This window comes from Anabaenopsis tanganyikae CS-531 (assembly GCF_029891675.1).
Taxonomy (GTDB): domain Bacteria; phylum Cyanobacteriota; class Cyanobacteriia; order Cyanobacteriales; family Nostocaceae; genus Anabaenopsis; species Anabaenopsis arnoldii.
This window is the reverse complement of the sequence record NZ_JANQDF010000127.1, coordinates 1-14,090: the sequence shown is the minus strand read 5'-3', so window position 1 is coordinate 14,090 and position 14,090 is coordinate 1. Positions and strand designations below refer to the sequence as shown.

Below are 14,090 nucleotides of genomic sequence, written 5' to 3'. Positions count from 1 at the left end.
GACCATTGTCCGTATAAAATCTTCCTTGTCCACTTTCCTTCCTTGTCTTCGGTAGTCTTGCCTTCACAGATCATATTAAAAACCTACCCTTGTAAGGAAGGGGGTGGGGTCAAACAATAGTTGATACACTAATCATGACTTGACAAACATCCTCTTAGGGAACAGGGAATAGGGGAACACAGCGGAATAGGTAACAGCGAACACAGGAACGCACCAAAGGCGGGGTAAAACAATAAAGGTAAATGGGATTTTTATTGGGACTCTAACTTAGATCGAGTGCGGGGATATTTGGGGGTATTCTCTCGACTGTGTTTTTTAAAAGTGGTTTAAACCTTACCAAATCTAATCAATGCAGAAATTAGGATACCACAAAAGCCATCACATTAAAATATTCACCTGATGAAACTTGAGGGGGATTTTATAAACTAGATTCGCCAATTCTGCCCTAGATAAGTTAAAGATTGAAATAGCTGGTGATTCATCGCCAGCATTTCCCCAACCCATCCTCTAGGAAGAACCGCGCCATTAGCTTGGTGTATTTTCATCTGGTGAGGACTAACGTGTGATAGCTTGCGTGGCGTAGCCATAGATTAAATCACAGCCCTAAGCGTGACGTTTTATCTTGACATTTCACCGATAGCTTGCATGGCGTAGCCATAATCACATCAATTTGACTGTTTAGCTAGCATAGCTACTCTTTTTCTTGAAATTTCCATGTCAACTCTCGTCATCGTCGAATCTCCGACCAAAGCTCGTACCATTCGCAACTACCTGCCAAAAAACTATCGGGTAGAAGCGTCTATGGGCCATGTCCGTGACTTACCCCAATCTGCCACGGAAATTCCCGCCGCTGTGAAGGCGGAGCCGTGGGCCCAGCTGGGGGTAAATGTAGAAGCCGACTTTGAACCGGTGTATGTAGTCCCCAAAGACAAAAAGAAAGTTGTCACCCAGCTTAAAGAAGCCCTCAAAGAAGCAGATGAACTGATTCTGGCAACAGACGAAGACCGGGAAGGCGAAAGCATCAGTTGGCATTTATACCAACTCCTCAAGCCAAAAGTTCCGACTAAGCGAATGGTCTTTCACGAAATTACCCAAGAAGCTATTAAAAAAGCTTTGAAAAACTGCCGCAATATTGATGAGGAGTTAGTTCGAGCCCAAGAAACACGGCGGATTTTGGATCGATTAGTGGGGTATACCCTGTCTCCCCTGCTGTGGAAAAAAATCGCCTGGGGATTATCCGCTGGAAGAGTACAGTCAGTAGCTGTAAGACTTTTAGTCACCAAGGAGCGCCAACGGCGAGCCTTCCATGAAGGTACATATTGGGATTTAAAAGCTAACTTAGTGCAGGAAAAAACCGCCTTTGGCGCTGTGTTAGTGACACTGGGAGGAACAAAAGTAGCCACTGGTAGTGATTTTGACGCAGCCACAGGACAAATTTCCGCAGGGCGCAATGTCTTGTTACTGAACGAAGCCCAAGCGATCGCCCTCAAACAAAGGCTGACGGGCAAAACCTGGAATGTCAACAACATCGATGAACGGGCTGTAACACGTAAACCAGCGCCACCCTTTACCACTTCGACACTCCAACAAGAATCAAACCGTAAACTGCGTCTCTCAGCCAGAGACACTATGCGGATTGCCCAGAATTTGTATGAGCAAGGGTATATTACCTATATGCGGACAGATTCAGTACATTTGTCTGATCAGGCAATCACCGCCGCTCGTACCTGTGTAGAACAACTTTACGGCAAAAACTACCTCAGTCCCCAACCCCGCCAATACACCACCAAATCTAAAGGCGCACAAGAAGCCCACGAAGCTATTCGCCCCGCTGGGAGCACTTTCCGTACTCCCCAAGAAACTGGTTTAAGCGGTCGGGAACTGGCTGTTTATGACTTGATTTGGAAGCGTACCGTCGCTAGTCAAATGGCTGACTGTCGCCAAACCCAAATTACTGTACAGTTGCAAGTTGAAGATGCTGGCTTTCGTTCTGCTGGTAAGCGGATTGATTTTCCTGGATTCCTGCGTGCTTATGTAGAAGGTTCGGATGATCCAGATGCAGCCTTGGAAGATCAAGAAGTAATTTTGCCTAGTTTGAAAGTGGGGGATCATCCCAATTGTACCGACTTAGAATCCGTGGGTCACGAAACCCAACCACCAGCTAGATATACCGAAGCCACCCTGGTGAAAACTCTAGAAAGTGAAGGTATTGGCCGCCCTAGTACTTACGCGAGTATTATCGGTACAATCATCGATAAGGGTTATGCCCAATTAGTAAGTAATGCCTTGATTCCTACTTTCACGGCCTTCGCCGTCACAAATCTTCTAGAAAAGTATTTCCCGGATATTGTAGACCCCAGTTTCACCTCCAAGATGGAACAAACTCTAGATGACATTGCCACAGGGGAGGCTAATTGGTTACCTTATTTACGACAATTTTATCTCGGAGACAAAGGTTTAGACACTCTAGTTAAAGAACAAGAACATCAAATTGATGCCACTCTTGCCAGAACGATAGTATTAGAAAATTTAGAGGCTAAAATCCGTATAGGAAAATATGGCCCCTACATCGAAATGGAGAATGATGGTACTGTGGTTACTGCTTCCATTCCCAAAGACCTCACACCATCTGACCTTGACCCCAAACAGGTAGAAATACTGCTGCGACAAAAAACCGCAGGACCTGACCAGGTGGGTCGCCATCCTGAAACTGGTGAACCCATTTATCTCAAAATTGGTGCTTATGGTCCCTATGTGCAGTTGGGTGATAAAACAGAGGAAAATCCCAAACCCAAACAAGTTTCTTTACCCAAAGGTGTCACACCGGAAAATGTCTCTTTAGAGATGGCTGTGGGTCTGTTGTCTCTACCCCGGACATTGGGAGTTCATCCAGTCACAGGTGGTAAAATTAAAGCCAGTTTGGGGCGCTTTGGTCCTTATGTTGTTCACGACCAGGGTAAGGAGGGAAAAGATTATCGCTCCCTCAAAGCTGGTGATGATGTGCTGACAGTTTCCCTGGAAAGAGCATTGGAGTTATTATCTGAAGCGAAAAAGGGGCGCGGATCTACCCGTAGCAACTCCAAGACAGCTTTACGGGAATTGGGTATGCACCCTGATGAAGGTACGCCAGTAAATATTTATGATGGCCCCTATGGTCCTTATATTAAGCATGGCAAAATTAATGCCAGCATCCCAGAAGGTCATTCGGTAGAGGATATCACCCTATCTACAGCCCTAGAATTATTAGCAGTCAAAGCCTCTACCAAGAAATCTACTCGCAAGACGACTAAATCTACAACATCTCGCACCAAGTCAACTGCTAAATCATCCCAGACTCGCACTAAAAAAAATGATCCAGAAGCTTAGAGGATGTTTAGTCAGTCATGATTAGTGTATCAACTATTGTTTGACCCCTCCCTCACCTTTCCCTTTATCAGGGAAAGGGGACTGGATTTTATTGTTTTTTGTGTGGTCTGTGAGCGAAGTCCATAGCGATAGCGTGGCGTTAGCCATACCGTGTTGGGTGTGTTCCCCAATCCTTCGGTGTTCCGGTGTTCCATGTTCCCTGTGACTTTGTAGCCGGAGGTGTCAAAGGTCGTAATGTGATACTCTAAAAGGTAGGGTTGATGACAAAAGCCAATTTTAGAAGTAGTTCACTTCCAGGAAGGCTCGGTTGCTGTCAGCCTGTTCTCAATCAAGAGGTGCGAAAATACGCGAGTTACGCGTAGCCGTTAGTCACAATATTGAGGTAGTATCTCAGGAGCAGTCAGTTCAATGGACTATATAAATAAAGTGCTAGAAAAGCTGAAAGCGTTGGCACGCAAGCTCATTGAAGCTTTATTAAGCCCAGAGCCAGAGCCAGAACCGGAACTAATTCCGATTCCTGTCAATGAGCGCTCGCGTCGTCGTTAATACCTGAAAAAAATTGAACTCGTATTCACCAATTATTAGTATTTTAGTACTGCACGGGCCCAATTTAAATTTACTAGGACAGCGAGAACCAGGAATTTATGGTTCCTTGACTCTAGCTGATATTAACCGCTTGTTAGAAGCAGAAGCTTTGAAGTTACAAGCGCAAGTAATTCCTGTGCAGTCAAATCATGAAGGGGCTTTGGTAGATCAGATTCATGGGGCTTTAGGAAAACATCAGGGAATTTTGATTAATGCGGGGGCTTATACCCATACAAGTGTGGCTTTGCGGGATGCGATCGCTGGGGTGAATATACCCACAGTGGAAGTACATTTAAGTAATATTTATCGCCGGGAAGATTTTCGCCACCATTCTTTCATTGCGCCGGTGTCTATCGGACAAATCAGTGGTTTTGGTGTGCAAAGTTATTTGCTGGGTTTACAAGCCCTCGTGGATCACTTAAGAAATCAAGTTAAAAAACATTAATTTTCCTAAAAAATTGTCATATTTTGCGGTAGGTAAAACTGTCTAGACCTAACCAGGCTTAAGATTGATTTGATAGGTATGAGGTAGCCCTAGTGTCGGCATGATTTAACCCGAAGATATGAAATAATTTTGAGGAGTAGCCCATGATTACTACTGCCATTTTCCCATCCCGATATGTTCAAGGTAGCAATGCTATCAAGTTGCTCGGTGAAGAATTAAGTCGTTTAGGTCGAAAAGCCCTTGTAATCATCGATCCCGTGATTTTTGGGCAATTCCAACCCTTGATTGAAGAGTTCACCGCGGGAAAAGTCGAAGTATATCTCCAAGGTTTTGGGGGTGAATGCTGCGATGGCGAAATTGATAAACATATATCAACAGCTACAAGTTATCAAGTAGATTTAATTGTCGGTGTGGGAGGGGGAAAAACCATCGACACAGCCAAAGCCACCGCCCATCAATTAAAACTTCCCGTCGCCATTGTCCCCACTATTGCCTCAACCGATGCCCCATGTAGCGCCCTATCAGTGATTTACACCCCCGAAGGCCTATGGGAACGCTATCTGGTCTTACCCCGCAACCCAGACTTAGTTTTAGTAGATACAAGTATTATCGCCCAAGCCCCTGTGCGCTTTCTGGTATCAGGTATGGGAGATGCCCTCGCTACCTGGTTTGAAGCAGAAGACTGTCAGATTAAACGCGCTAAAAATATGACCGGGCGCATGGGTCCGATAACTGCCTTTAGTCTCGCCCATCTGTGCTATGAAACCTTGCTGGAATATGGGGTTCACGCAAAAACCGCTTGTGAACAAAACGTAGTTACTCCGGCTTTGGAACGGGTGGTGGAAGCGAACACGTTACTGAGTGGACTCGGCTTTGAAAGTGGCGGACTGGCTGCAGCCCATGCCATTCATAATGGGTTTACAATGCTCGCAGAAACTAAAAAGTTTTGGCATGGTGAAAAGGTGGCATTTGGGGTACTGACAATGCTGATTTTAACCGATCGCCCAAGTGCGGTGATTGATCGCGTCTTTAGCTTCTGTGAAGCGGTGGGACTACCGACTACCCTAGCGGATTTAGGACTGGAGGGAGTTAGTCGCGATCGCTTATTTTTAGCGGCGCAACAAGCTTGTAGTGCCGGCGAAACGATTTATAATGAACCATGTGAAATTACCCCTGAAAGTGTCCTAGCGGCCTTATGTACTGCTGATGCGGAGGGAAAGCGACGGCGGCAATTGTAATTTTTTTTTATTATGCGCTACCCACTGATTAATCGGTTTAAAGGTACTTTATTAGGAGCATTACTAGGTCAGGTTTTAGCACAGGATGCCCAGAATTATCTTAGCTGTGATGTGAGCGAAATACTCCTTCTGGGTACTAAAAACTTAATAGAGCTAGGTAAATTAGATTTAGATAACTGGCCAGATCAGCATCCTACAGAACCTCCTGATTTAAACTGTACTGATAGCCTTCTGCTCAGAGCTATAATTGCCACATTACCAGTGGCACTTTTTTTTCATGATCACAGCACCCACCTACGACAAAACTTGCTGGAGATGTTGCCAATATGGGGCGGTGAACCAGTTGTCAGGGATGGCACACTAGCAGTAGGATACACCATAGCCAAATCTCTCACCGAAAAACTTGATCCTCAAACCCTCATACCCGAAATCATCAGTTTTATTGGCGACACATCCACGCTGTTACCAGATAAATTAATAAAACTGAATAATTTATCAGAGCAAGCAGTTGGGTTAGAAACAGTACAAGCCGAATTTAGTAGAGAAGACGATGCGATTCATGCTATTGTGATGGCGTTTTACTGCTTTCTCAGCACCTTGGAAGACCTGCAGTTGGCAGTTTTGCGAGCTACTCACAAGGATAATACTAGGGAGGGAGAAACTGGAAATTTACATTTGCAAACCATCAGTATAATTACTGGTGCATTATCAGGGGCTTACAATAGTACCCTGGGTATTCCTGTAAAATGGCATGGTTTGTTATCCCCTGATAATTCCAGGAGTCCAGTGGTAGAATTAGCTGATGTACTGGTTGCTGTATGGTCAGGAGTGTATGATCCCGCTGTACATTTCAATGAGTATCCAGGGGAAGGATGTGTAAGACATGAAGAACAGACTGCCCTTTGCGTCTTTGCATCTCCTCGCGTTATTCAGTCCCGTTAAGATAATGGCCGCCGTTCCGTTTGTAAGCGCCAAATACCAGTTAATAACTAGAAAATTTAGTATTTTTGTCCTCTCTAAAAATAACCTGATGTAGGTGGCTATGCTGTGTAACTGGCTTCAAGCAGATAGCATTACCAATCTTCTCATGAGCTTTGCCAATGGGCAAAGCGCGATCGCATCCACAAAACCTAGGGATTCTTTGAGGATTGTCTTGTTTTGAGTTATCAAAGTAAGCAGCCGGAGATTATGAACAAGCAGAGATTTTCTCAATATTTTGACAACAGCGAACACCAAAAACCAGAAATAGCACTCAGAACAATGGCAAAAACGGTCAGAACTCGACGGGGTATTGACGCACTATATCCAAGCTGGTTGCATTCTCAGCGTTCCTCCGTGGTTCTGGCCGTCGCTGTCCTATCTCTGACTGGGGTTATGGGGCATAAACTATACAATCAACCGCAACTGACAGTAGGTACTCCAGCACCGGAAACCATCAAAGCACCCTATACTGCTAACATTGAGGATAAAGGACAAACACAAGCCAAACGCCAAGCCGCCAGTAAGGGTTCCATCCCAGTGTTGATGGTCGATGTCCACAAGACTGAAATAATCAACAATAATTTACACAAACTTCTGGAACAAGGCCAGAAAATTCGCACAGTAGCTGGAGTTTTTCCCTTTTTTGATACAACAGTTGTGTCTATTCCTACCCAGCATTATCTTCGTTCCTGTTCTATTGCAGAATGGAAAACCCTACTGGCAAGTTTAGGAAATAATAGCCCAAACCAATCAAGCTTGTCAGTTAACCCAAACAAAAGTAACCCCGAAAATACACACAGAAGCACCATAGCAGAAAAACTGCCCTTATTCCCATCATCTACTGGTTCACCGCTCCTCAGTTCCGGTAATTTACCCCTGTTTGTGTCTCCTGGTAATCAAAAACCCCTTAATCTTGCCCAGAACAGGGAGTTGGCTCAAGCAGTAGCAGAACTCAAAGCTTATCGTGCTACAACTTCAGCTAAAAATTTGGATTCACTCATATTGCAAACCTCCCAAGTGCGGCAAAAATATAGCCAAGCCAGAATCCAACTGTTACAGCAACAGTTAGCCAGTCCCCCGCAAGTTTACACTGAAACCACCCTGCTGCAATTATCAGATGACGAGTGGCAGCAAGCACAGGCAGGAATTCGCCAGAGCGCTGACAGAATTCTGGCTCAAGGGATTTCCCCAGGATTACCTTCAAGTATTCTAGAAAATGCGGTGAAGCTCAACATCCAGGAAGTTGTCCCAAAAAATGCCGAACCCTTGGTAACTAACTTCTTATTAGCCGTGCTGCAACCGAATCTCAAGACTGATGAGGAACAAACCAAACAACAAATACAGCAAGCATCAGATAGAGTATTACCTGTAATAGTGAAGGTAGAGCAAGGAGATCTGATTGTTACCAAAGGAGAAGATATTACTCAATGGCACTTTGATGTTCTGGAGCATTATCAATTAATTCGCCGGGAGAATAACTGGCGAGAATTGATGAAATTAGCCAGTATGATCACAGCAGCAATTGGCATTTTTGTTGTGGTAGGGAAAAAAATCGAGTATAAATTGCGGCAGCGCGATTACCTGTTAGTACTGCTACTTACCCTCACTACCCCTGCAGTAATCGCCCTTGGCTTACCATATACCACCTGGAGCGGCGTGGGTTTACTGTTGGGTAGCTTTTATGCACCTATTTTAGGTGCTACTGTTGTGGTACTGCTGTTGTTAATTCTACCAATGACAGTGGAAATCAGCATAATTTCGCTGTTAGCTGGTGGAGCGGCGGGAATATTGGGCAGTACCATGGCGCAAAAATTGCGATCGCGCGAAGAATTGGCATTATTAGGTGTAGCGATCGCCCTGACTCAAGGGGGTATGTACCTGATCATGAAGCTGCTCATCGGTGCGGTATTTGGCGCAGGTTGGTATGGCGTACTTCAGGGAGCAGGATTATTTGCATTATCTGGTTTAGCCTGGAGTATTGTGGCCTTGGGCTTAAGTCCTTATCTAGAAAAAGTATTTGATTTAGTTACCCCCATTCGATTAGCTGAACTAGCTAATCCCAATCGCCCCTTATTAAAACGACTGGCTACTGAAACCCCAGGAACCTTTCAGCATACCCTATTGGTAGCTACTCTGGCTGAAGCTGCAGCCAAAAAGCTCGGATGTAATGTAGAACTAGTAAGGGCTGGAACTCTGTATCACGATATCGGTAAAATGCACGATCCCCTGGGGTTTATTGAAAATCAAATGGGGGGGCCTAATAAACATGAAGAGATTCAAGATCCTTGGAAGAGTGCAGCAATTATCAAAAAGCACGTGAGTGAGGGGTTGGTGATGGCCCAAAGACACCTTTTACCCACGGCGATTCAAGCTTTCATCCCTGAGCATCAAGGAACAATATTGATTGCCTATTTTTATCACCAAGCACTAGAAATGTCCCGGGAAGACCCCAGCTTAATAGTAGATGAGGCGGATTTTCGCTATGACGGACCGATTCCCCAATCACGGGAAACCGGAATAGTCATGTTAGCCGACTCTTGTGAAGCGGCCCTGCGATCGCTCAAAGATGCAACTCCAGAACAAGCCTTAACCATGCTGAATAATGTTCTGCGTGCCAAATGGCAAGACAATCAAATGGTAGATTCAGGACTGACAAGGCAAGAAATGTCAGAAATCAGCCGTATATTTGTAGATGTTTGGCAGCAATTTCACCACAAGCGCATTGCTTATCCTAAGTTAAAGGTGAGTAACAATGGGTGAATTTAAAGTTAATCATGGCCAGAACAACTAACCCTGGGTCAAGATTAAAAATCCTACTTGCAATAAACCAATCAGAAAACCCAAAACACCACCTAAATTTACAATTGCCTGTAGTTCATTTTTGACGATTCCCTCAATTGCAGCTTCTAAATCAGCAGGTGAAGTTGCTTTCACACGGTCAATGATTACTTTATCTATCGATAATATTGGAATTACCTGCGCGACAATTTTTTCTAAATCTTTTTCCAAATATCTTTCTAAAATTTTCGCCAACTCTTGACTGACAACTTCCAAAGAAGAACCGACTACCTGTGAATTGCTCAAACGATTAAGTAGTAATTTGGCTATCTTTTCCCAGTTAACAGAATCAGTCAATCCTTGAAGTAAATCGCCACCACTCGACTGGATATAATGACGCACACTTTCCCTTGTAGTCTTTCGGAGTTGGCGCACTGTCCCTATGGGTAAGTTTTGTAATGATAAATCTTGCAAGACTTTTTTCAGGCGATCGCGCATTTGCAAAACTTGAATCAATTCCTCTAAACGAGCATTAGTAGCATCTTTTTCATCTAAGCAAAAAGTTCTCAGTCTCGTCAGAGTATTACGTAAACCAAATAAATTTGCTACTACCCAATAAGTACCACTGGTCTTTTCTCGAAAGCTTTCATCAATAGTTTGAATAGTGCGGTCAGTCAAAAAATCAATAATTACCTGTCGCAATACATCTGGAGGTAAAACTACCTGTAGTAACCAATCAGCTAGCCTTGTTGATTGTTCTTCACTCAGTTGTAATTCCAGCAATACTTGGTCAAAGATTTGATTAATCTGTACCTCTAAAAAATCTTCTCGCCTTGCCAAAACTTTGAGTAACCGAGGTAATGATTCTCCTAACAAATCACGCAAAATTCCTGCGACTATTGTGGCACTTTTTTCGTTTTTTTCCTCTTTAATTTGTGTAATTGCCAACTGCAATAACCACAAAATGGCTGACTGTACGCGTTCTGTTTGTAACAACCGGCGCGCCAGATTTTGCAATTCTGTTGGAGTCAGCAATGACCCCATAATTGTATTAGAAATTTTTTGAGCCAGACGTTCCTGATTGCTGGGAATCAATCCGGGAGTAAATGGTAATTTCCGCCCCGCTATGTAAATGGCTCGGTAGGGGCGAAACAACATTTTTATGGCTAGATCGTTAGTGAAATAGCCAATAGTGCCACCCAGGAACGGGGGTAATAAATAAAACCAAAGGTGAGACCAATCCAAGGTAAAAATTAAGAGAATTAGGCTTGATAAACCACAAGTGGTAAATCATTTACTGACTACCAATACTCCCATCATATCGTTGGCAATGGGATAGTGTGTAACCGCAGTAAAACCAACTTGACGGGCTAACTCGACTTGCTCCTCCCCAGTGGGGAAACGATCTAAGCTGGGACTGATATAAGCATATTCTTGTTTTAAACCCATTTGTTCAGCCATGGGTACAACTATACTACTTAAATACCATTGCTGAAAAGCTCGCATCTGCTGATTTCTGGGACGGTGAAAGTCTAAAATTGCCCCTACTGCGCCAGGCTTGAGAACGCGGTGTAATTCTTGAAGACTGCGATCAATATCTGTAACATTTCTTAAACCATAGCCCATAGTTGCCGCATCGAATTGGCCATCCTCGAAAGGTAAACTGAGTGCATCAGCTTCTATCCAAGAAATATTGGGTTGGGGGTGCAGGCTTTGGGCGCGTTCTTGAGCAGCTGCTAGTAGATTGGCTGAGAAATCCACACCATACACCTGTCCCTGGTTTCCCACATATCTGGCTAAACCAAAGGCTAAATCACCACTACCGCAACATATATCTAGACAAGTATGTCCTGGTTTAGCTCCACTCCATTTGATGGTCATTTCCTTCCAGATCCGATGTTGTCCCAGACTCAACCAATTATTTAACTGGTCATAAACTGGAGCAATACGGTCAAAAATATCGCGGATTTCTCGATTCATTATTGGTCATCTGTGAATGGTCAAGAGTGAAGAATATTTTGACACTAGTATAGTATGTGTAAGACAGAAACGATAAACTGGGGGGTGAAATTTCAGATATCCTAGTTAGCGTTGCTAATTCACATTTAAAAAAAACTTTCCTATTTTAGGCTCCCACTCCCGAATTATGACTAATTTACCTTCTAATGCTCAAAATCCTGAAAATGCTGTGAATGAAGATATAGTAAAGGAGTTGCTGCGAAAGCTCAGACAAAAACAAGGTAACTGGGTAGAGTGGGGAGCGGCGATCGCCTCCTTGCAAAAAGCCGGTTACAATCCTCAGCAGATTTTTGAGGAAACTGGATTTGAGCCAATTCAACAAAACCAGGTGGTTGTTGGTTCCCAAGTTTATCATTCTTTAGAAAAAGGTGGTGCTTCGGAAGCGACGCGATCGCACTACGGTACACGGGGTAGCGATATTTTATACGAATTACGCTCGCTGACCCACGAAGAACGGGCCGCAGCGGCTGAACTGACCTTTACCCACAAGCTCGATATGGATGAAGCGCGGGAAGTTGCAAAAGCAATTAAGGATTTCTCCCGCTTGCGGACTTTACCGACCGGTTTTTCCGCCCATCCTGGTGATGCTGTTGCCTATCAAGCTTGGAAGTTAGCACGGCAATATACAGATTTACAAGAGCGATCGCGTCTAATTGCCAAGGGTTTGAAATTTGCCCACACCCCCACAGCTAGGAACAAAATCGAACAGTTATTAGTTGATTTTACTGTAGTCTCCCAGCGTCCCGCCCCCATTTTACCTTTTTATCGCTTTGAGTCAGAAGACGAATTACCCCGCATCGTGCCGGTAGTGGGGGAGTTGCCATTAACACCAGAAGATTTACAAGCTGTACCCCTAGTAGAAAGCCTGGAACCATTTGGTTTAGTTAAATTTGCCGGGGAACAGGCTTGGGTACCATTACCTGGTTGGCAAGTATTATTAACTGCGGAAGATCCTGTAGTGATTTTATGTAATAGCGATCGCCTCCCTAACCAGGAAAACAATTTACCAAAACCCGTGCTGGTGGTTGTAGACCGCGCCGCGCGTCAATGGGATGATTCCAGCTATTTCGTGGTTGAACACAATGGGGAATTAGATTTTCAGTGGTTTGACACCGAGCCTCAAATTTCTCTACTGGGGCGAGTGATTGTGATTGTCCGTCCTAAGAAAATTTTTGATGATGTGATCAGCAAAGATTCCTGGCAAATTGATGAGTAATGTCAAATGACAAATTTAACAGGTGTTCTTAGGGGTTGATTTGGTAGGCTCTTGGGTGAATTTGACCGGTACAGATTCTGATACTTCAGAAATTAATGTATCATATATATCATTATTTTCATAATCTTCCCTAGTGGGTTTTTGCAGAAAAGCGATCGACCTCTGACAAGAGTATGCGATCGCTTTTCTTACATACTTTTAGTAAAGTCTGGAAACAGCAATTATTACCAGATTTGTCAAAAGTCATGTCCTAACCAATACTTAGCCGATACTAAATATGAAAATTTATTAATTTTTTATACCCAGACTAAAGTAATTATGGGTTACTTGGTAGGATGTGTCTGATTGTAATTTCTGATAGTTTTTTGTACGCAAGGCGATTAGTCCCTTGTTTAATCTGTCTGATATGAGTGTGGCAAAAAACTCCCAGCATTTTGCAGCATGATCTGATTCTACTTCGTATATAGATTGAGCCTGTATCAAAGCTGTGCTGGTGGTAACGCTACCACTTGAGTTGGTCTAGTACAAGTTTGAAAAAATTAACCCATAAAACTAAAAGGAACCCTATAACCTATGAGAACCATTCAAACCGCTCCTGGAGATGGTGGACTTGAAGTTACTGTAGATGAACTTGGTCGTTTTGGTAGTTCTGGTGTTGGCGGACAGGCTGGTGTTTATGATCCTGTTGGGAGTATAGGACCTGCTAGTACAACTTATTTATCCTTCATTGCCCTAGGAATTATTGCGGGGGATGGTACAACTGGTCAACGTATTGAGTTAGCTCTATCTCAGACTAACGATGAGGCGTTTACTAGTTCTACAGACACCACTGCAAATAGTGCCTTTACTATTAACGGACTCCAGTTTCAACTAGAGCAAATTGTTCAAGATAGCTTTAATAGAGAGGGTGAAGTTAGGACGGGTGCAAGATTAGATCAAGTCTATAGTATTACCAACATCACTGATCAACCCATCAGATTTGATTTAGTACGTTACGTAGATGGAGATTTAAACTTTGATGGGAGTTTGATTGACGGCGGCGGTAGAATCATTCAGCGGGGTGTAGAAATTATATTTGAAACTGATGCTGGGGGAACTGGAGAGACAGATACAACTTTTTTTGGTATTACTGGTACAGGTGGGACTATTCCCACCACAAATCGTTGGGAAATAGATGGATACAGTAGTTTAAGGTCTAATGTTCTAGGGGGAAGTAACTTACAAAATATCATCGTGCAGGGTGACAGTAACTCTGATGGCTTTGTTGATAGAGATTCAGAGTATGACTTAGCCCTAGCTTTAAGAAACGTTTTTGAATTAGCTAGGACTTACGCAACTGGCACAGGCGATCGCTACGCAGAGCTTGCATCTGTGTGTAGCAATCGCTAAATGAAAGCACATTGGTATTATATAAGTGATGTCAATGGCACGGGGGGATGCCTAGTGCAGTTGATAGTAGAAA

General features: G+C 43.7%; 11 protein-coding genes. 8 read left to right on the top strand and 3 right to left on the bottom strand.

The genetic code is table 11. The features are described from left to right. Positions 1-425 precede the first annotated feature (425 nt). Positions 426-587, bottom strand: coding sequence for a hypothetical protein (locus NWP22_RS12585; protein WP_271733248.1), 162 nt, complete (start codon positions 585-587; stop codon positions 426-428). Between the two features lie 127 nt (positions 588-714). Between NWP22_RS12585 and topA the strand changes: the two genes are divergently transcribed. The 6 genes from topA to NWP22_RS12555 all read left to right on the top strand — a co-directional run bounded on the left by topA (position 715) and on the right by NWP22_RS12555 (position 9,375). After that, complete coding sequence (gene topA, locus NWP22_RS12580; RefSeq protein WP_271733246.1) at positions 715-3,366, top strand: type I DNA topoisomerase; 2,652 nt, start codon at positions 715-717, stop codon at positions 3,364-3,366. A 408-nt stretch (positions 3,367-3,774) separates the two neighbouring features. Further along, the gene (locus NWP22_RS12575; RefSeq protein ID WP_271733245.1) at positions 3,775-3,912 is read left to right on the top strand and encodes a hypothetical protein; all 138 of its coding nucleotides are present in this window, start codon (positions 3,775-3,777) and stop codon (positions 3,910-3,912) included. A gap of 13 nt (positions 3,913-3,925) precedes the next feature. Beyond that, complete coding sequence (gene aroQ / locus NWP22_RS12570; RefSeq protein ID WP_280801961.1) at positions 3,926-4,396, top strand: type II 3-dehydroquinate dehydratase; 471 nt, start codon at positions 3,926-3,928, stop codon at positions 4,394-4,396. Positions 4,397-4,539: 143 nt separating this feature from the next. Then, on the top strand, positions 4,540-5,634 hold the full coding sequence (locus NWP22_RS12565; RefSeq protein WP_271733244.1) for a glycerol dehydrogenase: 1,095 nt from the start codon (positions 4,540-4,542) through the stop codon (positions 5,632-5,634). A 12-nt stretch (positions 5,635-5,646) separates the two neighbouring features. Further along, entirely contained in the window at positions 5,647-6,576 is a 930-nt protein-coding gene (locus tag NWP22_RS12560; RefSeq protein ID WP_271733243.1) for an ADP-ribosylglycohydrolase family protein, read from the top strand. A 246-nt stretch (positions 6,577-6,822) separates the two neighbouring features. Beyond that, positions 6,823-9,375, top strand: a complete 2,553-nt coding sequence (locus NWP22_RS12555) for an HD family phosphohydrolase (RefSeq protein WP_271733242.1) — start codon at positions 6,823-6,825, stop codon at positions 9,373-9,375. 27 nt (positions 9,376-9,402) lie between these two features. On the opposite strand, the gene NWP22_RS12550 is transcribed toward NWP22_RS12555, so the two are convergent. Both NWP22_RS12550 and ubiE read right to left on the bottom strand, forming a co-directional pair. Then, positions 9,403-10,638, bottom strand: a complete 1,236-nt coding sequence (locus NWP22_RS12550) for a DUF445 domain-containing protein (RefSeq protein ID WP_271733241.1) — start codon at positions 10,636-10,638, stop codon at positions 9,403-9,405. A 45-nt stretch (positions 10,639-10,683) separates the two neighbouring features. Then, the gene (gene ubiE / locus NWP22_RS12545) at positions 10,684-11,373 is read right to left on the bottom strand and encodes a bifunctional demethylmenaquinone methyltransferase/2-methoxy-6-polyprenyl-1,4-benzoquinol methylase UbiE (RefSeq protein WP_271733240.1); all 690 of its coding nucleotides are present in this window, start codon (positions 11,371-11,373) and stop codon (positions 10,684-10,686) included. Positions 11,374-11,539: 166 nt separating this feature from the next. Between ubiE and NWP22_RS12540 the strand changes: the two genes are divergently transcribed. Then, the gene (locus tag NWP22_RS12540; RefSeq protein ID WP_271733239.1) at positions 11,540-12,628 is read left to right on the top strand and encodes a RuBisCO accumulation factor 1; all 1,089 of its coding nucleotides are present in this window, start codon (positions 11,540-11,542) and stop codon (positions 12,626-12,628) included. A gap of 573 nt (positions 12,629-13,201) precedes the next feature. Further along, positions 13,202-14,017 carry a hypothetical protein gene (locus NWP22_RS12535; RefSeq protein ID WP_280801960.1) on the top strand — a complete coding sequence of 272 codons (816 nt, stop codon included), beginning with the start codon at positions 13,202-13,204 and terminating at the stop codon, positions 14,015-14,017. Positions 14,018-14,090 lie beyond the last annotated feature (73 nt).